18 protein-coding genes are annotated in these 25,754 nt (G+C 70.6%); 8 read left to right on the top strand and 10 right to left on the bottom strand.

All coding sequences use genetic code 11. The features are described from left to right. Position 1: 1 nt before the first annotated feature. The 3 genes from FDP22_RS15015 (at position 2) to FDP22_RS15000 (ending at position 4,053) form a co-directional block, all read left to right on the top strand. The gene (locus tag FDP22_RS15015; RefSeq protein ID WP_138574856.1) at positions 2-1,021 is read left to right on the top strand and encodes a PDR/VanB family oxidoreductase; all 1,020 of its coding nucleotides are present in this window, start codon (positions 2-4) and stop codon (positions 1,019-1,021) included. A gap of 566 nt (positions 1,022-1,587) precedes the next feature. Then, positions 1,588-2,511: a ribokinase gene (gene rbsK / locus FDP22_RS15010; protein WP_138574854.1), complete on the top strand. Its 924-nt coding sequence runs from the start codon at positions 1,588-1,590 to the stop codon at positions 2,509-2,511. Positions 2,512-2,817: 306 nt separating this feature from the next. Further along, the gene (locus tag FDP22_RS15000) at positions 2,818-4,053 is read left to right on the top strand and encodes a multidrug effflux MFS transporter (protein ID WP_239031793.1); all 1,236 of its coding nucleotides are present in this window, start codon (positions 2,818-2,820) and stop codon (positions 4,051-4,053) included. On the opposite strand, the gene FDP22_RS14995 is transcribed toward FDP22_RS15000, so the two are convergent. From FDP22_RS14995 to FDP22_RS14955, 9 genes are all read right to left on the bottom strand, one after another. Further along, positions 3,995-5,062 (bottom strand): branched-chain amino acid ABC transporter permease, encoded by a 1,068-nt coding sequence (locus tag FDP22_RS14995; RefSeq protein ID WP_138574848.1) that lies wholly within the window; start codon positions 5,060-5,062, stop codon positions 3,995-3,997. The two genes, FDP22_RS15000 and FDP22_RS14995, sit on opposite strands and share 59 nt — an antisense overlap. A 7-nt stretch (positions 5,063-5,069) precedes the next feature. After that, on the bottom strand, positions 5,070-6,101 hold the full coding sequence (locus tag FDP22_RS14990; RefSeq protein WP_138574846.1) for a branched-chain amino acid ABC transporter permease: 1,032 nt from the start codon (positions 6,099-6,101) through the stop codon (positions 5,070-5,072). 661 nt (positions 6,102-6,762) lie between these two features. Further along, the gene (locus FDP22_RS14985) at positions 6,763-7,485 is read right to left on the bottom strand and encodes an ABC transporter ATP-binding protein (RefSeq protein WP_138574844.1); all 723 of its coding nucleotides are present in this window, start codon (positions 7,483-7,485) and stop codon (positions 6,763-6,765) included. Beyond that, positions 7,478-8,242 carry an ABC transporter ATP-binding protein gene (locus FDP22_RS14980; protein ID WP_138574842.1) on the bottom strand — a complete coding sequence of 255 codons (765 nt, stop codon included), beginning with the start codon at positions 8,240-8,242 and terminating at the stop codon, positions 7,478-7,480. The genes FDP22_RS14985 and FDP22_RS14980 overlap by 8 nt, the downstream gene beginning before the upstream one ends. A gap of 54 nt (positions 8,243-8,296) precedes the next feature. Beyond that, complete coding sequence (locus tag FDP22_RS14975) at positions 8,297-9,433, bottom strand: substrate-binding domain-containing protein (protein WP_170317780.1); 1,137 nt, start codon at positions 9,431-9,433, stop codon at positions 8,297-8,299. A gap of 254 nt (positions 9,434-9,687) precedes the next feature. Next, entirely contained in the window at positions 9,688-11,025 is a 1,338-nt protein-coding gene (accC, locus tag FDP22_RS14970; RefSeq protein WP_138574838.1) for an acetyl-CoA carboxylase biotin carboxylase subunit, read from the bottom strand. A gap of 12 nt (positions 11,026-11,037) precedes the next feature. After that, positions 11,038-11,526 carry an acetyl-CoA carboxylase biotin carboxyl carrier protein gene (gene accB / locus FDP22_RS14965; RefSeq protein ID WP_138574836.1) on the bottom strand — a complete coding sequence of 163 codons (489 nt, stop codon included), beginning with the start codon at positions 11,524-11,526 and terminating at the stop codon, positions 11,038-11,040. A gap of 175 nt (positions 11,527-11,701) precedes the next feature. Continuing rightward, positions 11,702-12,481 (bottom strand): DsbA family protein, encoded by a 780-nt coding sequence (locus FDP22_RS14960; RefSeq protein WP_138574834.1) that lies wholly within the window; start codon positions 12,479-12,481, stop codon positions 11,702-11,704. Positions 12,482-12,493: 12 nt separating this feature from the next. Then, positions 12,494-13,888: a M48 family metalloprotease gene (locus FDP22_RS14955; RefSeq protein ID WP_170317715.1), complete on the bottom strand. Its 1,395-nt coding sequence runs from the start codon at positions 13,886-13,888 to the stop codon at positions 12,494-12,496. Between the two features lie 95 nt (positions 13,889-13,983). Here FDP22_RS14955 and FDP22_RS14950 point away from each other — a divergent pair, with 95 nt between their 5' ends. Then, the gene (locus FDP22_RS14950) at positions 13,984-15,129 is read left to right on the top strand and encodes a pyridoxal phosphate-dependent aminotransferase (protein WP_138574830.1); all 1,146 of its coding nucleotides are present in this window, start codon (positions 13,984-13,986) and stop codon (positions 15,127-15,129) included. 636 nt (positions 15,130-15,765) lie between these two features. Here FDP22_RS14950 and FDP22_RS14940 read toward each other — a convergent pair. Next, positions 15,766-18,915 (bottom strand): Rne/Rng family ribonuclease, encoded by a 3,150-nt coding sequence (locus tag FDP22_RS14940; RefSeq protein ID WP_138578294.1) that lies wholly within the window; start codon positions 18,913-18,915, stop codon positions 15,766-15,768. A gap of 585 nt (positions 18,916-19,500) precedes the next feature. Here FDP22_RS14940 and FDP22_RS14935 point away from each other — a divergent pair. The 4 genes from FDP22_RS14935 to FDP22_RS14920 all read left to right on the top strand — a co-directional run bounded on the left by FDP22_RS14935 (position 19,501) and on the right by FDP22_RS14920 (position 25,711). Beyond that, positions 19,501-20,733: an N-acetylmuramoyl-L-alanine amidase gene (locus tag FDP22_RS14935; RefSeq protein ID WP_138578292.1), complete on the top strand. Its 1,233-nt coding sequence runs from the start codon at positions 19,501-19,503 to the stop codon at positions 20,731-20,733. 137 nt (positions 20,734-20,870) lie between these two features. Beyond that, positions 20,871-23,399 carry a penicillin-binding protein 1A gene (locus FDP22_RS14930; protein ID WP_138578290.1) on the top strand — a complete coding sequence of 843 codons (2,529 nt, stop codon included), beginning with the start codon at positions 20,871-20,873 and terminating at the stop codon, positions 23,397-23,399. Positions 23,400-23,484: 85 nt separating this feature from the next. After that, positions 23,485-24,612 carry a peptide chain release factor 2 gene (gene prfB, locus FDP22_RS14925; protein ID WP_138578288.1) on the top strand — a complete coding sequence of 376 codons (1,128 nt, stop codon included), beginning with the start codon at positions 23,485-23,487 and terminating at the stop codon, positions 24,610-24,612. 172 nt (positions 24,613-24,784) lie between these two features. Continuing rightward, the gene (locus tag FDP22_RS14920; protein ID WP_239031792.1) at positions 24,785-25,711 is read left to right on the top strand and encodes a DMT family transporter; all 927 of its coding nucleotides are present in this window, start codon (positions 24,785-24,787) and stop codon (positions 25,709-25,711) included. Positions 25,712-25,754: the final 43 nt, after the last annotated feature.

Genomic DNA, 25,754 nt, shown 5'->3' with positions numbered 1-25,754 from the left:
CATGCGCGGAAAGGCTGAAGTTTTCATGGCACAGGTGGTCTCGGCCCGCGAGGCGGGAACGGCCATCCGGGAACTGGTGATCGACCTGGGCGGCAGGGTCTACCCCTACCAGCCCGGCGCCCATATCGACGTGGACGTGCTGGTGGAGGGGCGGCAGGAGACGCGCTCCTACTCGCTGCTGCCGGCGCCCGGCGGGCAATACCGCATCGGGGTGAAGCTGTCGGACACCTCGAAGGGCGGCTCGCGCTACATGTGGAGCCTGAAGGCCGGGGACCGGCTGCGCGTCACCTCGCCGGAGAACCGCTTCGAGCTGCAGATGGACCGGCCGGAGTATCTCGTGATCGCCGGCGGCGTGGGCATCACGCCCGTGGTGGGCATGGCGCGCGAGCTGTCGCGGCGCGGCGCGCGGATGCAGTTCCTCTATGCCGCGCGCAACCGCGCGGCGATGGCGTTTCTGGACGAGGTGGAGGGCCTGGCCGGGGTGAACCTGCGCCTGTTCGAGGATGCAGAGGTCGCCTTCATCGACGCGGCTGCGGAGATCGCGGCGCTCTCTCCCGGTGCGCAGCTCTACATCTGCGGGCCGATGCCGCTGCTCGACGCGGTGCGCCGGGCGTGGGTGGCCTCGGACCGCCCGCTGCCGGACCTGCGCTACGAGATCTTCGGCGACAGCGGGCTGCACCCGACGGAGGAGTTCGAGGTGGTCTCCGCCGACACCGGCCTTTCGGCAACCGTGGCGCGCAACGAGAGCATCATCGACGCGCTCGCCCGGGTGGGCGTGGACGTGATCTCGGACTGCCGGCGCGGGGAATGCGGTCTCTGCGCCGTGCCCGTGCTGGAGGCGACGGCGGAGATCGACCACCGCGACGTGTTCTTCTCCGATGCGCAGAAGGCCGAGGGCACGCGCATGTGCGCCTGCGTTTCCCGCGCCGTGGGCGGGCGTGTGGTGATCGACACCGGCTTCCGCGCCGCGGCGCCCGAGGGCGTGCCGGCGCGCGAGGCCGAACCCGCGACCGCGGGGTAACTCCGGGCTGCGCGGCCCGGGCCGAGCCGTCCTGCCCGGGCCGCGCCCGCCCCCTCCTCCGGGGAGGGCGCGGTGGCAATGCCGTGTCCGCACAGCCCGCGGCCGGAGCCTTCGCGAGACAGCGCTCACCCCATGTGCAGCCGTGCCCACCCGGGGTGGGGCGTGGCCCTGCTTGACAGGCAGTGCGCAGGGTCCGGCGCCTCGGCGGAGCGGGTTGGCGGAGGCTTGGGGCTTTTCGAATGAATACCTCACCACAGGCCCAGTCGCGCCCACCCAGGGTGGAACGCGGCCCTTCGTAACGGACGGTGCGCAAGGTCTTGCGCCCGACGGAGCGGGATCGCGGCTTGGCGGACGCGGGGGCGTTCGGGATGCATCGCTCACCGCACGCACAGCCGCACCTGCCCCGGACGGGGCACGGTTCCTCGTGACAGGCGGAGCGGGATCGCGCCCCGTTGCCGGGCTGGCGGGCTGGCGGACGCCGGGGCGTCGGGCTAAGGTCGCGGCCCCGGGGGGCCGGCCCGCCCGGGCCGCGGAGGGGCGGGTTCCCTCGCCACACGAGGCATCTCATGAGCGAGCTTTCCGGCATTGCCATCCTCGGCGTGTTCGTCGCCGACACCACCTACCGCACCGCGCGCCTGCCGGCCTGGGGCGAGACCCTGCTTGGCGCAGGCTTCGTGCTCGGCCCCGGCGGCAAGGGGTCGAACCAGGCCGTGGCCGCCGGCCGGCTGGGGGCGGAGGTGCGCTTCCTCTCGCGCCTGGGCGCGGACGCCTTCGGGGAGATGGCGCAGGCGGTGTGGCGCGAGGCCGGCGTGACCCCTTGCGTGGAGACGGTGGCGGACGAGGCCACCGGCGCCGCCTGCATTCTCGTCGACGATGCGCGCGGCGAGAACGCCATCATCATCAGCCCCGGCGCGGCGGCGGGCATCACCCCGGCGCTGATCGAGGCGCGGCGGGCGGACATCGCCCGCTCCCGCGTGGTGATGACCCAGCTCGAGCAGCCGCTGGACGCCGCCCGGCGGTTTCTGGAGATCGGCCGCGCGGCCGGCGCCGTCACCATCCTGAACCCCGCCCCGGCCGCGCAACTGGACGCTGCGCTGATCGGCCTGTGCGACTACGTCACCCCGAACGAGACCGAGGCGGAGATGCTCACCGGCGTGCCCGTCTCCGGCGTGGAGGGCGCGCGGGAGGCCGCCGAGGTGCTGCTGCGGCGCGGGGCGAAGGCGGTGATCGTCACCCTCGGCGCGGCCGGCGCGCTCTACCATGACGCGGACGCCTCGCTGGTCGTCCCGGCCTTCGAGCCCGGCGCGGTGGTGGAGACCACCGGCGCGGGTGACGCCTTCAACGGCGCCTTCGCCACCGCATTGGCGGAAGGGGCGGAGCCGGTGGACGCGGTGCGCTTCGGCTGCGCGGCGGCGGCCCTCTCCGTCTCGCGCCCCGGTGCGGCGGCCTCCATGCCCCGGCGCGCGGAGGTCGAGCGCCTGCTGGCATGACCGCGGTGCCTGCGCCCGGGACGCGGCCGGTCCCCGGGGCGCGGCCCAGGGTGGCCGGTCCGGGCCGCCGGGTGCCTCCGGCGCGGGTGGGCCGGCTGGCCCGGGCGAGCGGGCGCCGGCACGTTGCCGGCCGCGCGGAGCCCTGAGACAGGCGGCCCGCCGCCGGGGACACCGAAGGTCGACCAACCCGAGGCGCGGGCGCGCGGTCGGGGCTCCGCCAGCGCCTCGGCACCCAGGTCGCATGGACAGGAGGGCGGCAGCCGTCTAGGCTCGCGGTCCATGCAATTTCATATAGCAGTCCGACCCTTGCGCAGATCCCCACAGTTCCTCGACCGGAAAAGCCCGCCACATGTCGTCACCCTGATGCTGATGGCCGGTATCGCCACCCTGGCGATGAACATCTTCCTGCCGTCGCTGCCGCGCATGGCGCAGTGGTTCGGCACCGAGTATTCGGTGATCCAGCTCACCGTCTCGGGCTACATGGCGATGACCGGAGTGGTGCAGCTGATGATCGGCCCGCTGTCGGACCGGTTCGGCCGCCGGCCGGTGATGATCGCCTGCCTCGCGGTGTTCCTGCTTGCCACGCTGGGGTGCATCTATGCGCCGGGCATCGAGACCTTCCTGGCCTGCCGGCTGCTGCAGGCGGGCGTGGCCTCGGGGCTGGTGCTGTCGCGCGCGGTGGTGCGCGACATGGTCTCGCCCGACAAGGCGGCCAGCCTGATCGGCTACATCACCATGGGCATGGCGGTGATGCCGATGGTGGGGCCCACGCTGGGCGGTGCGCTGGAGCAGCTGGCGGGCTGGCAGTCCAACTTCTGGGCGCTGTTCGTGTTCGGTGCGCTGGTGCTCGGCCTCACCTGGGCGGACATGGGCGAGACAAACCACACCCGCTCCTCCAGCCTGGGCGCGCAGTTCCGCGCCTATCCGGAGCTGTTCCGCTCCCGCCGCTTCTGGGGCTATTCGCTCACCACAGCCTTCGGGGCGGGCACGTTCTACGCCTTCCTCGGCGGCGCGCCCTGGGTGGCGGACCACGTGCTGGGGCTGGAGCCGATCGAGCTGGGCTACTGGTTCGGCTGCGTGCCGCTGGGCTTCATGGCGGGGAACTTCCTGTCGGGAGCCTATTCCTCGCGCGTGGGGATCAACCGGATGATCGCCTATGGCGCGCTGTGCAGCACCTTCGGCATCGTGCTCTCCGCCGCCCTGTTCCTGGCGGGGGGCACCCATGCCGCCACGTTGTTCGGCCCGGCGATCTTCGTGGGGCTGGGCAACGGGCTGCTGATGTCGAACGGCACGGCGGGGTCGCTCTCCGTGCGCCCGCACCTGGCCGGTTCGGCGGCGGGGTTGGCCGGGGCGCTGATGGTCGGCGGCGGCGCGGTGCTGGCCTCGCTGCCCGGCGCGCTGCTGCGGCCGGGCTGGGGGGCCTATCCGCTGCTGGGGGTGATGCTGGGGGCCTCGCTGCTCTCCATCCTCACCACGCTCTATGTCATGTGGATCGCGCGGAACGCGCCGCCATTGCCCGAAGACGCCCCACAACCCCTGTAGGGAAGAAGTAGACGCTGAGGATGAAGAGCATGCCCAGCCACAGCAGCCAGCGGTCCGGGTCGAGCAGCCGGGCCGCCAGCGGCACGGCGGAGAGCGCCTCGGCCCCGGCGCCCATCAGGTCCTGCAGGTAGGTCTGGGCCAGCACGAAGAGCGTGGCGCCGAGGATGGCGCCATACATCGTGCCCATGCCGCCGATCACCACCATCAGCAGGATGTCGATCATGATCTCCATCGAGAGCGTGGTGCCCGGGCCCACGTAGCGCAGCCATATGGCGTAGAGCGCACCCGCCAGCGCCGCGACCGCCGCCGAGATGCAGGTGGCCGCCGCCCGGTAGCGCAGCACCGGGTAGCCGATCGCCTCGGCGCGGAAATCATTCTCGCGGATCGCCTCCAGCACCCGGCCGAAGGGCGAGGAGACGATGCGCAGCAGGAGCAGGAACAGGAGCGCGCAGCCGGCGAACACCAGGTAGTAGTTCAGGATCTTGCCGTTCACCGTGACGCCGAACAGGCTGCCGACGCGGAAGGCGGGGGTGAGCTCACGCGGGATCTGATAGTTCAGCCCGTCCTCGCCGCCGGTGAGGCCGGAGAGCTGGCTCACCAGCACCGCCATGGCCGAGGCCACGGCAAGGGTGATCATGGCAAAGAAGATCGCCCGCACCCGCAGGCTGAACAGCGCGATGAGCAGGGCCAGCACCGCCGCCGCCAGCGCCCCCAGCCCGGCGCCGGCGAGCATGGGCAGCCAGCCGCGGCCCAGATGCTCCAGCATCAGCGCCACGCCGTAGGCACCCAGCCCGAAGAACATCGTGTGGGCGAAGCTCACGATGCCGCCATAGCCCAGCGTGAGGTCGTAGGAGGCCGCGAGCAGGATGAAGATGCAGATCTTCGCCGCCGTATCGAGCGCCCGCGTTCCGGGAAACAGGAAGGGTGCGAGGGCGAGGCAGCCCACCACCGCCAGCAGCAGCAGGGCGAGCGGCAGGGAGCCGGGCCGGTTTCCCGAGAGGATGGTCATGTGGCCCTCACCTTGCCTTCACCACGGGCATCATGCCCTGCGGCCGCCACATCAGGATCACCACCATCAGCGCGATGGTGGAGACCAGCGCCAGCTTCGGCGCGAGGAAGGCGACGTAATTCTGCGTGAGCGCCACCATGAGCGCCCCGAGGAAACAGCCCTCCACCGAGCCGAGCCCGCCGATGATCACCACGATGAACACGGTCACCATCAGCTCGTTGCCCATGTGCGCGGTGATGAGCTGGGCATAGAGCGCCCACATCACCCCGCCGAGCCCGGCCAGCGCCGAGCCTGCCATGAACACGCCGATGAACACCCGGTCGATGCGGTAGCCCAGCGCGCGCACCATCTCGCCGTTCTCCACGCCCGCGCGCACCAGCAGGCCGATGCGCGTGCGTGTGAGCACGAGGCGCATGGCGAGGAACAGCACCAGGCCGATGCCCACCGCCACCAGCCGGTATTTCTCGATGGCCGCGCCGAGGAAGGTGACCGCGCCCTTCAGCGCCTCCGGGCGCAGGATGTAGATCTCCTGCGGGCCCCAGATCACGTAGATCAGCTGCTCGGCCACGATCAGCCCGCCCATGGTGACGAGGATCTGCTTCAGGTGCGCGCCGTAGACCGGGCGCACCACCACCCGCTCGAAGGCCCAGCCCATCGCCCCGGTGGCGAGCATGGCGCCGAGGATGGCCGCTCCCATGGCCGTGAGGTTCAGCGCCACGGAGCCGGCCGCCGCCAGCGGCGCGAGCCACAGCAGCACCGTCACCCCCACGAAGGCGCCCACCGAGATGAAGGCGCCATGGCCGAAGTTGATCACGTCCATAAGCCCGAAGACCAGCGTCATCCCCGAGGCCATCACGAAGAGCATCATCCCCATGGCGAGCCCCGCCACGGTGAGCGTGAGCCAGGAGGAGACCGAGCCGATGAGCACGAACCCCGCGAGGATGATCAGCGGCACCAGAAACGCCGGCAGCCAGGGCGTGATGCGCTGGCCGAGCCCGGCGCGGGTGAAGGTGGGGGCGTGTTCGGGGGCGGCCGTCATGCGCGGAACTCCGGTCCGGGGGGCGGCAGGAGGGCATGGCCATTCGCGGCGCCACTCCCCGCGCTGCGGCCTGACGCGCCGCCGCGAGCGCGGAGCGGGGCACAGGCGGGGGGCAAGGACCTGCTCCCCGGGGCCCGCACCGCCGCGAGGCGGTCGGGCACACGGCCGCGCCGGCCCATCCCCGGGACGAGCGGAGCATTGGCGGGGCACGGCCGATCCGGGGCGGGTAGATGGTGCGCGTGGCCAGTCGCGGCGCCACTCCCCGCGCTGCGGCCTGATGCGGCACCGCGAGTGCGGAGCGGGGCATCAGCGGGGGGTAAGGGCCTGCTTCCCGGGGCTGTCACCACCGGGGGGCGGCCGGGCGCAAGGCCGTGGCGGTCCGCCGCCGGCGCATGTGGAGGCCTCGGGGAGTGCAACAGATCCGGGGCGGACAGGAGGGCGTGGCCGTTCGTGGCGCTATTCCTTGCGCGGCTGCCGGACGCGCCGCCGCGAGCGCGGAGCGGGGCACCAGCAGGGGACAAGGGCCTGCTTCCCGGGGCTGGCACGACCGGGGGACGGTCGGGCACAAGGGCGCGGCAGTCCGCCGCCGGGAGGAGGGGAGCACTCGGGGGGCGGAGCCGGTCCGGGGTGGGCAGGCAGCGTGTGTGACGGGGCGCGGCGGTCATCCGTGGGCCTCCATGCTCAGGCCCATCAGGCGCTCCTGCAGTGCGGCGTCGGCGGCAAGCGTGGCCATGGGGCCGGCCCAGATGGTGCGGCCGTCGTCCATCACCACCGCGTGGTCGCCCAGGGCGCGGGCGAGGGAGAAGTTCTGCTCCACCAGCAGGATGGAGGCGCCCTGCGCCTTGAGCTGCTTCAGGGCGCGCGCGAGGGTGGTGACGATGGCCGGCGCGAGGCCCTTGGAGGGCTCGTCGATGAGGTAGAGACGGCGCTCCTCGATCACCGCGCGGCCCACGGAGAGCATCTGCTTCTGCCCGCCGGAGAGATTGCCCGCCGCCATGCCCCAGAAGGTGCGCAGGGGCGGGAAGGCGTCGAGCAGCCAGTCGAGCCGGGCGCTGTCGATGGGCCCGGAGACGGCGGCGAGGGTGAGGTTCTCCGCCACCGTGAGGTCGGAGAAGATGCCCATGTCCTCAGGCACGAACCCCACGCCGGCGCGGGCGATGCGCGGGGTGGGCAGGCGGGTGATGTCCTCGCCCCCCAGCAGGATGCGGCCGCGATGCGCCTGCCACAGGCCCATGACGGTGCGCAGCGTGGTGGTCTTGCCCACGCCGTTGCGCCCCAGCAGCACGGTGACCGAGCCCTCGGGCACGCTGAGGTTCACCCCCTGCAGAATGTGGTACTGGGCGATGTCGGCGTGCACGCCCTCCAGGGTGAGACTGTCAGACATCGGCAAGCTCCTGGCCCAGATACGCCTCCTGCACCACGGTGGAGGCCATCACCTCGGCCGGCGGCCCGTCGGCGGCCAGTGCACCGTTGTGCAGCACGATGATCCGGTCGGCGAGCGAGCGGATGACGCCGAGCTTGTGCTCCACCAGCAGGATGGTGTGGCCGCCCTCCGCCTTCAGCCGGGCGATGAGGTCCAGCACCACCGGTGCCTCGTCCACCGACATGCCGGCTGTGGGCTCGTCGAACATGTAGACCGAAGGCTCCAGCGCGATGAGCAGGGCCACCTCCAGCTTGCGCTGGTCGCCGTGGCTGAGGGCGGAGACCGGCTGGCCGGCAAGGCGCGTGAGCCGCACCTCCTCCAGCACCGCCTCGGCCCGCGCGGCGAGGCTGCGGTGCGAGCTGGCCATGGACAGGAAGCGCATGCCGCGCCCGGCCTTCGCCTGCACCGCGAGGCGCACGTTCTCGAACACCGAGAGCGCGGGGAAGAGGTTGGTGAGCTGGAAGGCCCGGCCGATGCCGCGGCGGGTGCGCTCGGAGGCGGGCAGGCGGGTGATGTCCTCGCCGCGCAGGAGCACGGCCCCTTCGGTGGCGGGCAACTGGCCGGAGATGATGTTGAAATAGGTGGTCTTTCCCGCGCCGTTCGGGCCCACGATGGCGGTGAGCTCACCGGGCAGGAAGGCGCAGCTCACCCGGTCCACCGCCACGTGGCCGCCGAAGCGGATGGTGAGGTCGCGGGTTTCGAGAACCGGGTCTGGCATGGGATCCTCCGCCCTGCGGGGAAGGCGCGCCCGGGGCCGGGCGCGCCGGGGGGATCAGCGCGTGTTGCGGATCGGGATGTCCATGTCGATCGGCTCGATCTCGTTCACCAGTTCCGGGATGCCCCACTCCACCGCCGGGTCCACCTTGATGCGGAAATGGTACATGGACTGCATGGCCTGATGGTCTTCCGGACGGAAGCGCATCCAGCCCTTGGGCGTCTGCCATTCCATGCCTTCGAGCGTGGAGATCAGCGTCTCCGCGTCGGTGTCGTTGTTGGCTTCCTTGAGCGCCTCCACGATGGCGAGCCCGGCTGCCATGCCGCCGGCGGTGAAGAAATCCGGCGGGGTGCCGAAGCGCTTCATGTGCTCGGTCACCAGCCAGTCGTTCACCGGGTTCTTCGGGATGTCGTAGTAGTAGTAGGTGGCGCCCTCCATGCCGGGGAGCTCCTTGTAGGCCTTCAGCGCCGCGAGGATGTTGCCGCCCGTGGCGATCTCCACCCCGAAGCGCGAGGGGTCCATGGCGTTGATCTTGCCCATCGGGTTGTTCGCGCCGGCCCAGATGATGAACAGCTTCTTGTGCGTGGCCGGGTTGTCCTTCAGCGCGGTGAAGATGCGCTCGGCGGCGGCGGTGAAATCCGTGGTGTCCTGCGGCACGTATTCCTCGTGCACCAGCTTGGCGGGGGTTTTCGCCAGAGCCTCGCGGAAGGCGGAGACACCGTCGCGGCCGAAGGCGTAGTCCTGCGCCAGCGTGGCGATCACCGTGTCCTCCTGCCCCAGCGCCACGGCGTTGGAGACCGCGTCCTGGCTGGAGTTGCGCCCGGTGCGGAAGATGTAGCGGTTCCAGTTCTCCCCGGTGATGGAATCGGCCACCGCCGGCTCCACGATCAGGATGCGCTCGTATTCCTCGGCCACCGGCAGCATGGCCAGCGCCACGCCGGAGGAGACCGGGCCCACGGCGATGGCGGCATCGTCGTCGCCGTAGGCCTCCGCCAGAAGCGACTTGCCGAGATCGGCCTTGAGCTGGGTGTCCTTCTCGATGACGACGAGCTTCTCGCCGTTCACCTCCATCGTGCCGTCAGTGCCGTATTCCAGCCCCATCATCAGCCCGGTGTGCGACTGGGCCGCATAGGCTTCCAGCGGGCCGGTCTTGCCATAGACATGGGCAATGGTGATGTCGGCGGCGGCCGGCATGGCGAAAAGCGAGGCGGCAGCGGCCGCAAGCGCGATGCGTGACACGAGGTTCCCTCCCAGGACGGGCCTTTCCGCGGCAGGGCCTGCCGCGGAGATGGCTGTTTTGTCAGGGAGAATGGCCGGGACACGCCCGGCGATCAAGGGTTTTGCCATGCCCGGCGCCCGGTCGCCCCGGCGCGGGGGGCGCCCGGGGCGGGCGATGACAGGCCGTCCGTCGGCCGGGCCGGGGCCCCGGCGGGGGCCCCGGAGGCTGGTCAGATGCCGAGGAACTTCTCCAGCCAGTGGATGTTGTAATTGCCGGTGCGCACGTCCGGCTGCTCCAGCAGGGCCTCGAACAGCGGCTTGGTGGTGTCCACACCGTCCACCACCAGCTCCGACAGGGCGCGGTCCAGCCGGTGCAGGGCGGCCTCGCGGTCGGGCGCATGCACGATCAGCTTGGCGATCAGGCTGTCGTAGAACGGCGGGATCACGTAGCCGTCGTAGATGGCGCTGTCCATCCGCACTCCCAGCCCGCCGGGGGCGTGGAACGTGGTGATCCGGCCCGGGCAGGGGCGGAAGTCGGGCAGGCGCTCGGCGTTGATTCGGCATTCGATGGCATGGCCGCGGGGGATGAGATCCTCCTGGCGCAGGCTCATCTCCTCGCCGGCGGCGACGCGGATCTGCTCGGCCACGAGGTCCACCCCGTAGACCGCCTCGGTCACCGGGTGCTCCACCTGCAGGCGGGTGTTCATCTCGATGAAGAAGAACTCGCCGTTCTCGTAGAGGAACTCGATGGTGCCGGCGCCGATGTAATGCAGGTCGCCGATCGCCTTCGCGCAGGTCTCGCCGATGCGCGCGCGGGTCTCGGCGTCGATCACCGGGGAGGGGCTCTCCTCCAGCACCTTCTGGTGGCGGCGCTGCAGCGAGCAGTCGCGCTCGCCCAGGTGCACCGCGCGGCCCTTGCCGTCACCGAAGACCTGCACCTCGATGTGCCGGGGGATGGAGAGGTACTTCTCCATGTAGACGGTGTCGTCGCCGAAGGCGGCCTTGGCCTCCGACCGGGCGGTGCGGTAGGCGTTCTCCAGTTCCGCCGCGGAGCGCGCGACCTTCATGCCGCGCCCGCCGCCACCGGAGGCGGCCTTGATCAGCACGGGGAACCCCATGCCCTCGGCCACGTCACGCGCCTCCTCGAAACTGGCGAGACCGCCGTCCGAGCCGGGCACGCAGGGCACGCCGAGCTTCTTCATCGTGTCCTTGGCGGCGATCTTGTCGCCCATCACCGCGATATGCTCGGAGCGCGGGCCGATGAAGGTGATGCCGTGATCCTCCAGGATCTGGGCGAAGTTCTGGTTCTCGGAGAGGAAGCCGTAGCCGGGGTGAACCGCGTCGGCCCCGGTGATCTCGCAGGCCGAGATGATGGCGGGGATGTTGAGATAGCTCTGCGCGGCCGAGGGCGGGCCGACGCAGATGCTCTCGTCGGCGAGGCGGACATGCATCGCGTCGGTATCAGCCGTGGAATGGATGGCCACGGTCTTGATACCCATCTCGCGGGCGGCGCGGTGAACGCGCAGCGCGATCTCCCCGCGATTGGCGATGAGGATCTTTTTGAACATCGGGGGCCCCGGTTATTCGACGATCATCAGCGGCGTGCCGTATTCGACAGGCGCCCCGTCGTCGACGAGAATGCGTTTGACCGTGCCGGCCCGGGGGGCGGGGATCTGGTTCATCGTCTTCATCGCCTCGACGATGAGCAGGGTCTGGCCTTCCTGAACCTGGTCGCCCACCTTGGCATAGGGCGTGGAGCCCGGCTCCGGCTGCAGGTAGACGGTGCCGACCATCGGCGAGGTGATGGCGCCCGGATGCTGGGCGGGATCCTCGGGAGCCTGCGGCGCGCTGGCCGCGGCCGAGGGGGCCGGAGCGGCCATCGGCGCGGGTGCATAGCTCTGCATCGGAGCCGGCGCCGGTGCCGCGGCCATCTGGCGGGCGACGCGGACGTTCAGGGCGTCATCCTCTCCGAATTCGCGTTTCACCTCGATCTCCGAAAGATCGCTCTCGCGCAGCAGATCCGCCAGAGCGCGGATGAAGGCGACGTCGTGTTCGTATTTGTTGCCCATGTGTACCTCGGAGCCCTTCGCGACTGGCGGTGGTCCCGCCTGTATTGCAGCCGCTTATACGCAAGCGTGAACTGAGATTAAAGCGTCGATCTCGGGGGGGGATCGGGCAAGCCCGCAACCGCCGCCGCGCCCGGCAGGCGGGGCGGCGGGGTCCGGTTCGGCCCGGGTGGTCGGATCAGTCCTGCAGGGTGGCGTGGGCGTCGTCGATCGCCCTGGCCATGTCCTCGTAGGGCAGGTAGCCGCGCACGATGGTCTCGCCGATGATGAAGGTGGGGGTGCCCCCGATCTGCAGCGCCTGAGCGAGGGCGTGGTTGCTCTGCAGGCGGCGGTTCACCTCGTCGCTCTCCATCTCGGCGTGCATGCGCTCCACGTCCACGCCGGCGCGGTCGGCCAGCCGGTCGATGGTGGTGTCGGTGAGCGGGCCGCCGAATTCCATCATCGCGTTGGAAAAGGCGAGATAGACCTCCGGGTCTCCCTGAAGCTGGGCGGCAAGTGCGGCGCGCGAGGCCAGCAGGCTGTCGGGCCCGAGGATGGGAAATTCCTTGCGGATGAAGCGGATGTCGCCATCCTCGCGCACCAGCTTCTGCACGTCGTCATGGGCGCGCTTGCAGTAGCCGCAGCGGTAGTCGAAGAACTCCACCAGGGTGAGCTTGCCGTCGGGGTTGCCGTCCACGTTGGAGTAGCCGTCATCGAACAGCGCGGCGGCGTTGTCGCGCACCAGGTTCTGCTCCGCGGAGGCGGAGGCGGCCTTGCGGCGCTTCTCCAGCTCCTGGATGGCCTCGTAGATCACTTCCGGATTGTCGAGCAGATAGGCCCGGATCTCGGCGCGCAGCGCGTCGCGGTCGAGGCCCGGAACGCCGGTCTGCGCCGGCGCGTCCTGCGCCGCGGCAGGCAGGGTCAGCACGGGCAGCGCCGTGAGGCCGAGGGCAAGGGCCATGAGCCCGGATCTGATCATCTGCTGTCTCTCCTACTGTCTCTTCTTTTCCATGCGCTCGGCGACGAGGATGAGATCCTGCGCCCTGAGCCAGCCGGGGCTGCCTTCCGGCAGCACGGCGACGGCATGACGCGCATGGCGGATCACGTCCGCGAAGTCGGTGCGTAGCGCGTAGCGCTCGGCGGTTGCAAGGGCCGCGAGGCCCTCCTGGCCGTCGCGCGCATAGGCCAGGGCCAGGTCGCGCAGGGCGATGCCGTTGGCCGGGTCGTCCCGAGTGGCCTTCTTCAGGATGGTGAGGGCCTCGGCATTGCCCTTGCTGTTGCCGGTCCCGTCATCCAGCGCGATGAGCGCATGCGCCAGCTCCGCGGCGATCAGCGGCTCCTTCGGCGCGGCGGCGGCGGCCCGGCGGTAGAAGGGCACAGATTCGGCCACCCGGCCGCTCTCCAGCAGGATCTGCGCCTTCAGCTCCAGATAGAACGGGTCGCCCGGCCGCTTCGCCAGCAGCCGGTCCATCGCCTGCATCGCCCCCTTCGGGTCCGGCAGGCGGTGCAGGGCCACGGCGCGGCGCACCAGGGTGAACTCGCTGTCATCGTTCGGCAGGCTCTCCAGAACGGTCTCCGGGCGCTTGGTGAAGCCTTCCAGCTTGGCGCGCATCCGCTCCACCCAATAGGCGAGGTCCGGGTCGTCGGGCTTGTCGCGGAAGGGCGAGCTGTCGATGCGGCGCTCGGCCAGCAACATGCGGTCCACGCTCATCGGGTGGGTGAGGGCGTAGGGGTCCACGTTGCGGCCCATCATCTGCTCCTGCCCGCGCAGGATGTCGAGCACCTCGCGCATGCCGGTGGGGTTGATCCCGGCGCGCTCCATGTAGGTGAGGCCGGCCTGGTCGGCGCTGGCCTCCTCCCCGCGCGAGAACTGCAGGAAGGAGCGCTGCAGCACCGACTGGCTGCCGGTGAAGATCGCCCCCGCCGCGTCCGGGCTGCCGGCGATGCCCGCGGCGATGGCCAGCAGGATGCCCACCGCCGCCGCCCCGGTGGCGCCCTCGGTGTCGAGCCCGCGCCGGGCGAGGTGGCCGCCGTTGATGTGGCCGAGCTCATGCGCCAGCACCGCCTGGATCTGGCGCGCGCGGGTGAGCCGCATCAGCATGCCGGTGTTGATGAAGATGTTCCGCCCGCCGGCCACGAAGGCGTTCAGGCTGCTGTCACCGATGATGTAGAGCTTGATGGAGGAGGGCGAGACCCCGCCGCCCTGGAACACCGGCTCGGCGATGCGGTCGAGCGTGCGCTCCACCTCCGCGTCGCGGATCAGCCCCTGGGCGGGCGCGCCGAGCGCGGAGGCGGCAAGCAACAGCCCTGCGGTCACGGCCCGGAACAGGGCCCGCCCGCCGGACACGCGGCCCGCGCGGGCCGGTTTGCTGTCGATTGACCTCACCGCGTTCTCCCCACAAGTTGTGGTCGCGCTTCCCGGCGCGAGGTCCGCGAGGGTCTCCGCCCCTGCCGGAAGCAGTCAGATAAGGACCCAATCCCATGCGATTTTCAACCCGTGGTGCCGTCGATCCCTTTATCGTGATGGACGTGATGGAGGCTGCCCGCCTGAAGGAGCTGGCGGGCGGTGACGTCATCCACATGGAGGTCGGCCAGCCCGCCACGCCCGCGCCGCGCCTCGCGCGCGAGGCACTGGTCGCGGCGATGGAGCGCGAGGCGCTCGGCTACACGGTGGCGCTCGGCCTGCCGGAGCTGCGCGCGCGCATCTCCCGCCTCTACCGGGAGTGGTACGGCCTCAGCGTGCCGGCGGAGCGGATCGTGGTCACCGCCGGCTCCTCCGCGGGTTTCCTGCTCACCTTCCTCGCGCTGTTCGATGCGGGCGACCGCGTGGCGATCGGCGATCCGGGCTACCCGAGCTACCGCAACATCCTGCGGGGGCTGGACCTGGAGCCGGTCTCCATCGCCACGGAAGCCTCCACCCGCTTCCAGCCCGCGCCCGTGCACCTGGAGAACGCGGACCTGCAGGGCCTGCTCGTGGCCTCGCCGGCCAACCCCACCGGCACGATGCTGGGCAAGGGCGCGCTGCAGGCCCTCGCGGACGCCTGCCGCCGCGCCGGCATCGCCTTCATCTCCGACGAGATCTACCACGGCATCCAGTTCGACGGCCGCCGCCCGGTGAGCGCGCTGGAGGTGACCGACGAGGTGTTCGTGATCAACTCCTTCTCGAAGTACTTCTCGATGACCGGCTGGCGCATCGGCTGGATGGTGGTGCCCGAGAGCCATGTGCGCATGGTCGAACGGCTGGCGCAGAACTTCTTCATCTGCGCGCCGCACGCAAGCCAGGTCGCCGCCCTGGGCGCGCTGGACGCGGTGGAGGAATGCGAGGGCCATCTCGCCGTCTACGCGAGGAACCGCGAGATCCTGCTCAACGAGCTGCCCGCCGCCGGCTTCTCCCGTCTCGCCCCCTGCGACGGCGCCTTCTACCTCTATGCCGATCTCTCCGACCTCACCGATGACAGCCACGCCTTCACCGCCGCCATGCTGGCCGAAGCCGGGGTGGCCGCCACGCCGGGGCTGGACTTCGACCCCGTGCGGGGCCACCGGACCATGCGCTTCAGCTTCGCCCGCTCGACCGACGACATGGTCGAGGCGGCCCGCCGCCTGAAAACATGGATGGCCCGCCGCTGACACTCGGGCTCCCGGGCTGCGAGGGAGTAGCACCAGCGTGACACCCGGGCCGGCCCGGCGTTGCGCGCTTGTCGCCCGGCGCACATCCGCTCTTGCGCAAGAGGGCGGATCGGGGCGGTCTTCTGCGGCCCTGCGGCCCTGCGGCCCTGCGGCCCTGCGGCCCTGCGGCCCTGCGGCCCTGCGGCCCTGCGGCCCTGCGGCCCTGCGGCCCTGCGGCCCTGCGGCCCTGCGGCCCTGCGGCCCTGCGGCCCTGCGGCCCTGCGGCCCTGCGGCCCTGCGGCCCTGCGGCCCTGCGGCCCTGCGGCCCTGCGGCCCTGCGGCCCTGCGGCCCTGCGGCCCTGCGGCCCTGCGGCCCTGCGGCCCTGCGGCCCTGCGGCCCTGCGGCCCTGCGGCCCTGCGGCCCTGCGGCCCTGCGGCCCTGCGGCCCTGTCGGGTCGCGCGGGGATACACTCGCGGAGATCTGTGAAAGCGGCGCCAGCGGAAGCCGGGGGCGTGATGGCCTCGGCAAGGTTTGCCGCCATCGGGCGGGCTCGGGCGGCATGATGCGCAGGTCGGCCGCCCGCGGCGACAACCGGGCAAGAAAACGCCCGCTCCCCCCGGGGGGAGCGGGCGCGTGTTCTGATCCGGGCGGGGACCTCAGCTCTTCGCTGACCACCAGCCGCGGCGGCGTGGCTTGGGCTCGGCCTCCTCACCCGCGGCGGGCTGCGGCGCGGAGGTTTCCCCGGCTGCGCTTTCCGCAGGGGCCGCAGTCGCGGCGACCGGCGCGGGCTCTGCGGGGGCCACTTCCGGTTCCGCGGCCACTTCCGACTGCGCTGCCGCTTCGGGCTGCGCCTCGGCCTCGGGACGGGCTTCGGGGGCGGGCTCCGGCGTCGGCTCGGGCGCAGGCGCCGTGTCTGCCGCGACAGGCGCTTCGGCGGCCGGGGCCGCCTCGGCCGCTGCGGCGGTTTCCTCGGCTGCCGCCTCTGCATCGGCCGCGGCCTTGGCCGAGCGGCTCGGGCGCTTGCGGGCCCGGGGCTTGCGCGCCGGGGCCTCGGCCTTGTCTTCCGGCACGGAGATGGCGGTGCTGTCGCCGCTGCCGGCGGTGGCCTCCTCGCCGATCACCTCGAGGGCGTCGGACGCGCTCTCCTTCTTCGCCGCCGGCTTGCGCCGGGTGCGCGGCTTGCGGGCCGGCTTGGCGGGCTTCTCCGCCTCGGCCTCCGCGGCCGGTTCCGCCACCGTCTCCGGAGCGGTTTGCGCGGCGGATGCATCTGCCGGAGCAGCCGCGGGCTCGGAGGGCACCTCGACCGGTGCGGCAGCCTCGGCGGCCACCGGCTCGGCCGGAGCGGCCTCGGACGTCACCGGCTCGGCGGCGACCGGGGAACTGTCCTCGGCGCCGCTGTCACCGTCCTCGTCGGCCTCGTCGCGACCGTTCTGCTGGTCACCTTCACGGCTCTCGCCGTTGCCACCGCGCCGACGCCGGCGCCGGCGCTTCTTGCGCGGCGCACCGCCGTCCTCGGAGGACGGGGCACGGGCCTCCTCCTCCTGCTCGGCCGCCGGGGCCGCAGCCGGGGCGGGCGTGGTCTCGATCTCGATCTCGACCACGGTCTCTTCCGCCTCCTCCTCGTACTCGTCCATGTAGGTGTCGACGGTGACCGGCGCGCTGGTGCCGCCCAGCCCGATCACCCGGCTCGCCACCTTGAAGCGCTCGATGCGGTAATCCGGGCTGATCAGCGCCGGATCGCTCTCGATGCGCACGGAGAGGCCGTAGCGCTGCTCGATGCGCAGGATCGCGTCGCGCTTCTGGTTCATCAGGTAGTTCGACACGGCCACCGGCGCGGAGACCAGCACTTCCTTGGAGCGGGCGCGCACGCCTTCTTCCTCGATCTCGCGCAGGATGGTGAGCGCCATGGACTCGCCGGAGCGGATGAGCCCGGTGCCGTGGCAATGCGGGCAGGGGGCGGTGCTCGCCTCCAGCATGCCGGGGCGCAGGCGCTGGCGGCTCATCTCCATCAGGCCGAAGCCGGAGATCTTGCCGATCTGGATGCGCGCCCGGTCCGACTTCAGCCGGTCCTTCATGCGCTTCTCGACCGCGGTGTTGTTGCGCCGCTCGTCCATGTCGATGAAATCGATCACGATCAGGCCGGCGAGATCGCGCAGGCGGAGCTGGCGGGCGACCTCGTCAGCCGCCTCCAGGTTGGTCTTGAGCGCGGTTTCCTCGATGGAATGCTCGCGCGTCGCCCGGCCGGAGTTCACGTCGATGGCCACCAGCGCCTCGGTCACGCCGATGACGATGTAGCCGCCCGACTTGAGCTGCACGATCGGGTTGAACATCGAGGCGAGATAGCTCTCCACCTGGTAGCGCGAGTACAGCGGGATCTGCTCCGCGTAGGGCTTCACGTTGCGCGAATGGGACGGCATGAGCATCTTCATGTAGTCCCGGGCCTCGCGGAAGCCCTCGGCGCCCTCGACGAGGATCTCGTCGATCTCCTTGGAGTAGAGATCGCGGATCGAGCGCTTGATGAGGCTGCCTTCCTCGTAGATCAGCGTCGGCGCAATGGAGCGCAGGGTGAGCTCGCGCACCTGGTCCCACTGGCGCATCAGGTACTCGTAGTCACGCTTGATCTCGGACTTGGTGCGCTCGGAGCCCGCAGTGCGGATGATCAGGCCGGCGCCGGTCGGCACTTCCAGCTCGGAGGCGATTTCCTTGAGCTTCTTGCGGTCCGCGGCATTGGTGATCTTGCGCGAGATCCCGCCACCGCGCGCGGTGTTGGGCATCAGAACGCAGTAGCGGCCGGGCAGGGAGAGATAGGTGGTGAGGGCGGCGCCCTTGTTGCCGCGCTCCTCCTTCACGACCTGGACCAGCAGGATCTGCCGGACCTTGATCACTTCCTGGATCTTGTAGCGGCGCACGTTGGAGCGGCGCGGGCGCATCTCCTCGGCCATGTCGTCGGCGCCGACGGATTCGATTTCCTCGTCGTCGGAAGAGTCGTCGTCAGTGCCGCGGGCATCGGCGCGCGAGTCCTCGGTGACGACATCGTCGTCATCCGCACCGGCGCTCTCGGCGATGGAGGAGGGGCCCTTCTTCGGCTCCGTCCCGTCCGCATCGCCTTCGGCCTCGTCGTCCGCGGCCGGGGTGTCGCTCACGTCCTCCGCGGCAGTGTTCAGCGCCACGTCGGCGCCATCCGGCGCGGGTTCCGCCGGCGTGCTGTCCGTGCTCCCGGTGGCGGCGGAGGGCACGCCCTCCTCGCCGGCCACGTCCACGGCGTCGGGCATGCGCCCGGCGGCGGCGGAAGGCGTGTCCTCGCTCACCACGGCATCGAGCGGCGGGGGCGTGTCCTCGGTCTCCGCCTCGGAGGCGGTGTCATCGGCGGAGGGTGCGGCGTCGGCGGCGTCGGCCGCGACGGTCTCGGCATCCTCGGCGCGCTGGTCATCGCCCTCACCGCCGCGCTTGCGGCTGCGGCTGGAGCGGCGACGCTTCTTCACCGGCTTGCGATCCTCTTCCTCGACCTCCTCGGTGGCGTTGCGGGCCTCCTCGGCCAGCAGCGCCTCACGGTCCGCCATGGGGATCTGGTAATAGTCGGGGTGAATTTCCGCGAAGGCGAGGAAACCGTGGCGGTTTCCGCCGTAATCGATGAACGCGGCCTGAAGCGACGGCTCGACCCGGGTTACCTTTGCCAGGTAGATATTGCCTGCGAGCTGCCTCTTGTTGATTGATTCAAAGTCGAATTCCTCGACCTTGTTGCCTTCGACCACGACCACCCGGGTTTCCTCCGGGTGGGTGGCGTCTATGAGCATCTTCTGAGCCATTGTGTCCTTCTCGCACACGGTTCTGCCGCCGCCGGGTTTCCCCGGCGGGCGGCGACCGGTGTGTATGTTCGGGCGAAAGGGCGCGCGCAGCAGCGTCGAAGGGGGGCACTGTGGCGCCGCCAGCGATCTTCTGTCTTGCCTGAGCGCGTTTCATCGCGGTTCGTTCTCCGGTGCCGCATGGCACCAAACTGCCCCGGAAAACCCTCCGGGTAGGTGGCGCGGGGCGCCTGTTGCCGAGGCGGGCAGATCGGGTCCCTTGTCGCGGAGGCTTCTCTGAGGAAGGCCCTTGCCGGGGGAACCGTTGCCAGGGCCGTGCCACTGGACTGGCCCGCTCCCGCAACGAAACTTGTCTGGTCCGGATGGGTCCGGCGTATCATGCTGCCCGCCGGTTCGGCCCAAGGGGCACAATAGACGGGCATTTCCTGCACTGACAAATGGTTTTTGTCGCGCGACACATGTGCTACCGTCGTCCGGAAAGCAAGACCGAAATCGCCCGAAGACCGGTCCGCACCACGCCCGGGCGTGCCGGAACGGATCAAAAACGGGTGTGCGGCACGATACGGGCATTCTATCCAGGCAGGTGACATGCGACTACCGACCTTTCGCAGAGAAGGGTTCATCATCGGTTTCACGCTCTTGTGCGCCGTGATTGCCGCCGCCGTCTGGCTTCTGGCCGGGCAGGGCGCCGGCAACGCGGACGGCGTGATTCGTGTCGATGACGGCTGGGGGGTCACCGAAGTCACCGCCCGGCTAACGGCCCCGGTGGCGTACCGTGTCTTCACGCTGGACGATCCGCGCCGCGTGGTGGTGGATTTCGAGAACGGCACCTGGCCGGAGGGCACCGCGCCGGCGGCGCTTGACGACGGCCTCGTCTCCGGCGTGCGCATCGGGCTGTTCCGCCCGGGCACGGCGCGCATGGTGGTGGATCTCTCCGCCCCCGCGAAAGTGAAGACCGCCCTGTTCGAGAGCGACGGCTTCCACCTCACCCTTGAAGACAGCTCCGCCGCCGCCTTCGCGCAGCAGGCCGGTGCCCCGCGCGAGAGCCTCTGGGCCACGCGCAGCCAGCCCGGCGCGCTGGCGCTGCCGCACGGGCCCAGGATCCGCGCGCCGGGAGAGCCGCTCGTGGTGATGCTGGACCCGGGGCATGGCGGCATCGACCCGGGCGCGATGCGCAACGGGCTGATGGAAAAGGACATCGTGCTGCGCGCGGCCAAGGCGATCGGCGCCGCGCTGGAGGCCACGGGGCGCTACATCCCGGTGCTGAGCCGTGAGGACGACACCTTCCTGCCGCTCGACGCCCGGGTGCAGGAGGCTCGGCGCATCCGCGCCGACGTGTTCATTTCGCTGCACGTGAACACGGTGACGGTGGGGCAGGCGCAGGGGGTTTCGGTGTACTCGCTGTCGGAGACCGCCTCCGACAAGGCCGCCGCGCGCATCGCCGCGCTGGAGAACCGGGCCGACATCCTCGCCGGGGTCGACCTGGAGGGCGAGGGCAGCATGGTCGCCCGGGTGCTGGTGGACATGGCGCAGCGCGAGACGAACGCCCGCTCGCGCGCGCTGGCCGCGGCCCTGGTGCAGCGTTTCAACGCCAACGAGGGCGCGATCCGCTCCAACCCGCACCGCGAGGCCGGCTTCCGGGTGCTGAAGGCGCCCGACATTCCCTCCGTGCTCATCGAACTGGGGTTCCTCTCGGACCCGGAGGACCGCGAGCGCATGCAGGCGCCGGACTGGGGCGATGGCCTGGCCCGCGAGATCATCGCCGCGCTCGACACCTGGGCGGAAGCCGATCGCGCCGCGCGCAGCCTGGTGCGCCACTGAAGTGATTTGAACCTTCCGCGCTGTTGCTCTATCGCCACTGCGCGAGAAAAGAGTCCAACCGCCCCTGCGGGAGGACTAGATTGTGTACCGCCCCGGCGACTGTCGTCCGGGCGGGCCGCCGGCAGACGGGACATTCAATGCGCCACATCCTTCGATTTTTCGGCTTCATCATGGCCTGGGCGTCGCTCGGGGTGATCTTCGCGATGATTGCGGTGGCCGGAGTTGTCTACATCTACAGCCGCGACCTGCCCGACACCTCGGCCCTGGCCGCCTACGAGCCGATCACCCTGTCGCGGGTGTATTCCGGCGAGGGCGCGCTGATGGACGAATTTGCCCGCGAACGGCGCATCTTCACCCCGGCCGACGAAATTCCCGACCTGGTGAAGGAAGCCTTCATCTCGGCGGAGGACAAGAACTTCTACTCCCACCTCGGGTTCGACCCGCGCGGCATCGCCGCGGCGGTGTTCGAGGCGCTCCAGGGCCAGCGCCCGCGCGGCGCCTCGACCATCACCCAGCAGGTGGCGAAGAACTTCCTGCTCTCGGGGGAGCGCGAGATCGAGCGCAAGATCAAGGAGATCATCCTGGCGGTGGAGCTGGAGCGCACGCTCTCCAAGGAGCAGATCCTGGAGCTTTACCTCAACGAGATCTTCCTCGGCCAGAACGCCTATGGCGTCACCGCGGCCGCCCAGATCTACTTCAACAAGACGCTGGAGGACCTGACGCCGGGCGAGGCCGCCTATCTCGCCGCCCTGCCCAAGGCGCCGTCGGACCTGCACCCGGTGCGCGAACGCGACGCGGCGGAGGGCCGGCGCAACTACGTGCTGCGCGAGATGTACCAGAACGGCTACATTTCCGAGGAGGTGGAGACGGCTGCCCAGGCCGCGCCGCTGCGCACCGTGCAGTCCGGCGACATCCCCAGCGCGCGCCGCGAGATCCCGCCGCGGGGCTATTTCACCGAGGAGATCCGCCGCCAGCTCTCCGCCCGCTTGGGCGAGGACAAGCTGTTCGGCGGCGGCCTGACCATCCGCGCCACCATCGACCCGGACCTGCAGGACACCGTGGAAGCCGCCCTGCGCGCCAAGCTCGAGAGCTGGGACCGCGACCACGGCAAGTGGCGCGGCCCGCTCGACACCATCGACCCGGCCCTGCTGGGCGACGAGGAGGCCTGGCGCGACGCGCTGTCGAAGAAATGGCTGCCGCGTGACATCGAGGGCTGGCGCCTCGCCGTGGTGCTGGAGCTGGGCGACTCGTCCGCGCGCATCGGCATCGAAGGGGTGCCCGATGACGCGGACGGCCATTTCCTCACCGTGAAGGACGCCGGCTGGACCGGGGCGAAGAAACCCTCCGACCTCTGGGCGCCGGGCGACATCGTGCTGGTGAAGGAGATCACCGACAAGGACGGCAGCTTCGAGCGCTGGTCGCTGCGCCAGATCCCCGAGCTGCAGGGCGCCGTGATGGCGATGGACCCCACCACCGGCCGGGTGCTTGCCATGCAGGGCGGCTTCTCCTACCAGGCATCGGTGTTCAACCGCGCCACCCAGGCCACGCGCCAGCCCGGCTCCTCCTTCAAGCCCTTCGTCTATGCCGCCGCACTCGACCACGGCTACAACCCCGCCACCATCGTGCTCGACGCGCCGGTGACGGTGCAGACCGGGGCCGGCGCCTGGAAGCCGATGAACTCCTCGCGGCAGTTCTACGGGCCCTCGCCGCTGCGCATCGGCATCGAGAACTCGCGCAACGTGATGACCGTGCGTCTCGCGCAGGACATCGGCATGGATTCGGTGGCCGAATACGCCGAGCGCTTCGGGGTCTATGACAACATGCCCCACCACCTCGCCTATGCGCTCGGCGCCGGCGAGACCACGCTGTGGAAGATGGTCGCCGCCTACGGCATGTTCGCCAATGGCGGGCTGCGGCTGGAGCCCACGCTGATCGACCGCGTGCAGGACCGCCGCGGCCGCACCATCTACCGCCACGACCAGCGCGAATGCGACGCCTGCAACGAGACGGCCCACAGCCCGGACGAGCCTGAGCCCTGGGTGATCGACCGCTCCGAGCGGGTGATGGACCCGATCACCGCCTACCAGCTCACCTCGATGATGGAGGGCGTGGTCCAGCGCGGCACGGCCACCGTCCTCAATGACCTCGGCCTGCATCTCGCCGCCAAGACCGGCACCACCAACGACGCGAAGGATGCCTGGCTGATCAGCTTCACGCCGAACCTGGTGGTGGGCTGCTTCATCGGCTACGACACCCCGCGCCCGATGGGCCGGGGCGCCTATGGCGGCACCATGTGCGGCCCGGTGGTCCACGACGTGCTGAAGGACGCGATGAAGACCCGCAGGAACGTGGACTTCAAGGTGCCGGACAACGCGGTGGCGGTGAAGATGGACCGGCGCACCGGCATCCGCCAGCCGGACGATGCCTCGGGCGCCAACATCGTCACCGAGATGTTCCGCGCGGACGAGGTGCCGGAGGTCTATGCCGCGGCGGACATGGTGATCGGCGATGGCAACTTCACCTTCGGCTCCGACCTGCCGCTGTCGATGACCGAGGACGGGGATTATCCCGCGCCCCCGGGCGGCGCGGCGCAGGGCGGGCAGGGCGGGGCCGCACCGCCGCCGCCGGCGGGCCAGCTCGGCGTGGGGTCCGGCGGCCTGTACTGACCGGCCTCCCGCTTTACCTTCGCTCAAGGCTTTTGTAAGAACCCGTGTCCCGGCCCTGCCGGGGCCGGATGATGGGAGAGTGAACATGCGCGCCGAGATCACCAGCCTGGTCGAAGACATCGAGAAGTCCCTCGAGCTCCTGCGTCATCGCCTGAACTGGGAGACCGCGGAGTTCCGCCTCGAGGAACTCAACGCGATGTCCGAGAACCCGGATCTCTGGAACGACCCGGCGAAGGCGCAGAAGCTGATGCGCGAGCGCCAGCAGCTCGCGGACGCGATCGACGGCTACAAGTCCCTCGCCCAGGACCTCACGGACAATGTCGAGCTCATCGCCATGGGCGAGGCCGAGGGCGACAAGGACGTGATCACGGAGGCCGAGACGGCGCTGCGCGAGGTGCACGGCCGCGCCCAGCAGCGCGAGATCGAGGCGCTGCTCTCCGGCGAGGCCGACGGCAACGACACCTATCTGGAGGTGAACTCCGGCGCCGGCGGCACGGAGAGCTGCGACTGGGCCTCCATGCTGGCACGCATGTATGTCCGCTGGGCGGAGAAGCACGGCTACAAGGTCGAGCTGATGTCCGAGAGTGCGGGCGAGGAGGCGGGCATCAAGTCCGCCACCTACCAGATCAAGGGCCAGAACGCCTATGGCTGGATGAAGTCGGAAAGCGGCGTGCACCGGCTGGTGCGCATCTCGCCCTACGATTCCGCCGCCCGGCGCCACACCTCCTTCTCCTCGGTCTGGGTGTATCCGGTGATCGACGACAACATCGAGATCGAGATCGCCGCGAACGACATCCGCATCGACACCTACCGCTCCTCCGGCGCCGGCGGCCAGCACGTGAACACCACGGACTCGGCGGTGCGCATCACCCACATTCCCACCGGCATCGTGGTGACGAGCTCGGAGAAGTCCCAGCACCAGAACCGCGCGAACGCCATGGCGGCGCTGAAATCGCGCCTCTACGACCTGGAGATGCGCAAGCGCACCCAGGCCATCCAGGACCAGCATGACGCGAAGGGCGACGCCGGCTGGGGCAACCAGATCCGATCCTACGTGCTGCAGCCCTACCAGATGGTGAAGGACCTGCGCACCCAGGTGGAGACCTCCGACACGCAGGGCGTGCTGGACGGCGATCTCGACCAGTTCATGGCCGCCGCCCTGGCCATGGACGTGACCGGCAAGACCCGCGCCGAGGCGAATGCCGAGGAATGACCGGCTCATGCCTTATATGAGGTTTGCACCATAAGGCATTGAAATTGAAAGAGTTGTGAAAACGCCCGTGGGAGACCTCCCGCGGGCGTTTGCATGTCACATGTTCCGGGTCGTCTTGACGCGGGCTGTGGAACAGGATCATGCCATCGGACCGACCCTGCGGGAGTGAGACATGAAACCGGACACGCAACCGCCCCTGAAGATGGGCGCCTCGGAATGGCTGATGCTGCTGGGGCTCTCCGTGCTCTGGGGCGGATCGTTCCTCTTCGTCGGGGTCGCGGTGCGCGATCTGCCGACGCTCACCATCGTCGGCCTGCGGGTCTGGCTGGCGGCGCTCGCCCTCTGGGCGGTGGTGGTGATGACCGGGCGCCCGGTGCCGCGCCGCGCGGCGGTCTGGGGCGCGTTCCTCGGCATGGGGCTGCTGAACAACGTCATCCCCTTCGTGCTCATCGTGCACGGACAGCAGGAAATCGCCTCCGGCCTCGCCTCCATCCTCAACGCCACGACGCCGCTGTTCACCGTGGTGGTGGCGGGCGCGCTGCTTCCTGACGAGCGGATGAGCGCGCCGCGGGTGCTGGGCGTCCTGGCGGGCTTTGCCGGGGTGGTGGTGATGATCGGGCCGGACCTGGCCGGCGGCCCGGGCCGGGGGCTTGCCGCGCAACTCTCGATCCTGGGCGCGGCGCTGTCCTACGCCTTCGCCGGGGTGTTCGGCCGCCGCTTCCGGCGGATGGGGGTGGACCCGGTGACCACCGCCGCCGGGCAGGTGGGCGCATCAAGCCTCCTGCTGGTGCCGCTCGTCCTGGCCATCGACCGGCCCTGGGCGCTGCCGATGCCCTCCGCCGGGGCGGTGCTCGCGGTGCTGGCGCTGGCGCTCGTCTCCACCGCGCTCGCCTACATCCTCTACTTCCGCATCCTGGCGCGGGCCGGGGCCACCAACCTGGTGCTGGTGACGTTCCTGATCCCGGTCTGGGCGGTGCTGCTGGGGGTCGGGCTGCTCGACGAGCGCCTGGAACCGCGCCACCTCGCCGGAATGCTGCTGATCGGGCTGGGCCTCGCGGCCATCGACGGCCGCCTGCTGCGCCGGCTCCCCGCGCGCTGACCGCGCGGCCCGTCGCCCTGCGCAGGCTGCCGGGCGAACGCGA

The sequence above is a fragment of the Paroceanicella profunda genome (genome assembly GCF_005887635.2).
GTDB classification, from domain to species: Bacteria; Pseudomonadota; Alphaproteobacteria; order Rhodobacterales; family Rhodobacteraceae; genus Paroceanicella; species Paroceanicella profunda.
This window is presented reverse-complemented; position numbering and strand designations above follow the sequence as displayed.

Bases quoted from the DNA above. Each gene is read 5' to 3' on its own strand.
- FDP22_RS15015 (WP_138574856.1), top strand. From the start codon at position 2: ATGCGCGGAAAGGCTGAAGTTTTCATGGCACAGGTGGTCTCGGCCCGC.
- FDP22_RS14990 (WP_138574846.1), bottom strand. From the start codon at position 6,101: ATGACGGCCGCCCCCGAACACGCCCCCACCTTCACCCGCGCCGGGCTC.
- FDP22_RS14940 (WP_138578294.1), bottom strand. From the start codon at position 18,915: ATGGCTCAGAAGATGCTCATAGACGCCACCCACCCGGAGGAAACCCGG.
- rbsK (WP_138574854.1), top strand. From the start codon at position 1,588: ATGAGCGAGCTTTCCGGCATTGCCATCCTCGGCGTGTTCGTCGCCGAC.
- FDP22_RS14975 (WP_170317780.1), bottom strand. From the start codon at position 9,433: ATGCCGGCCGCCGCCGACATCACCATTGCCCATGTCTATGGCAAGACC.
- FDP22_RS14930 (WP_138578290.1), top strand. From the start codon at position 20,871: ATGCGCCACATCCTTCGATTTTTCGGCTTCATCATGGCCTGGGCGTCG.
- FDP22_RS14935 (WP_138578292.1), top strand. From the start codon at position 19,501: ATGCGACTACCGACCTTTCGCAGAGAAGGGTTCATCATCGGTTTCACG.
- accC (WP_138574838.1), bottom strand. From the start codon at position 11,025: ATGTTCAAAAAGATCCTCATCGCCAATCGCGGGGAGATCGCGCTGCGC.
- accB (WP_138574836.1), bottom strand. From the start codon at position 11,526: ATGGGCAACAAATACGAACACGACGTCGCCTTCATCCGCGCTCTGGCG.
- FDP22_RS14995 (WP_138574848.1), bottom strand. From the start codon at position 5,062: ATGACCATCCTCTCGGGAAACCGGCCCGGCTCCCTGCCGCTCGCCCTG.
- FDP22_RS14960 (WP_138574834.1), bottom strand. From the start codon at position 12,481: ATGATCAGATCCGGGCTCATGGCCCTTGCCCTCGGCCTCACGGCGCTG.
- prfB (WP_138578288.1), top strand. From the start codon at position 23,485: ATGCGCGCCGAGATCACCAGCCTGGTCGAAGACATCGAGAAGTCCCTC.
- FDP22_RS14950 (WP_138574830.1), top strand. From the start codon at position 13,984: ATGCGATTTTCAACCCGTGGTGCCGTCGATCCCTTTATCGTGATGGAC.
- FDP22_RS14985 (WP_138574844.1), bottom strand. From the start codon at position 7,485: ATGTCTGACAGTCTCACCCTGGAGGGCGTGCACGCCGACATCGCCCAG.
- FDP22_RS14920 (WP_239031792.1), top strand. From the start codon at position 24,785: ATGAAACCGGACACGCAACCGCCCCTGAAGATGGGCGCCTCGGAATGG.
- FDP22_RS14980 (WP_138574842.1), bottom strand. From the start codon at position 8,242: ATGCCAGACCCGGTTCTCGAAACCCGCGACCTCACCATCCGCTTCGGC.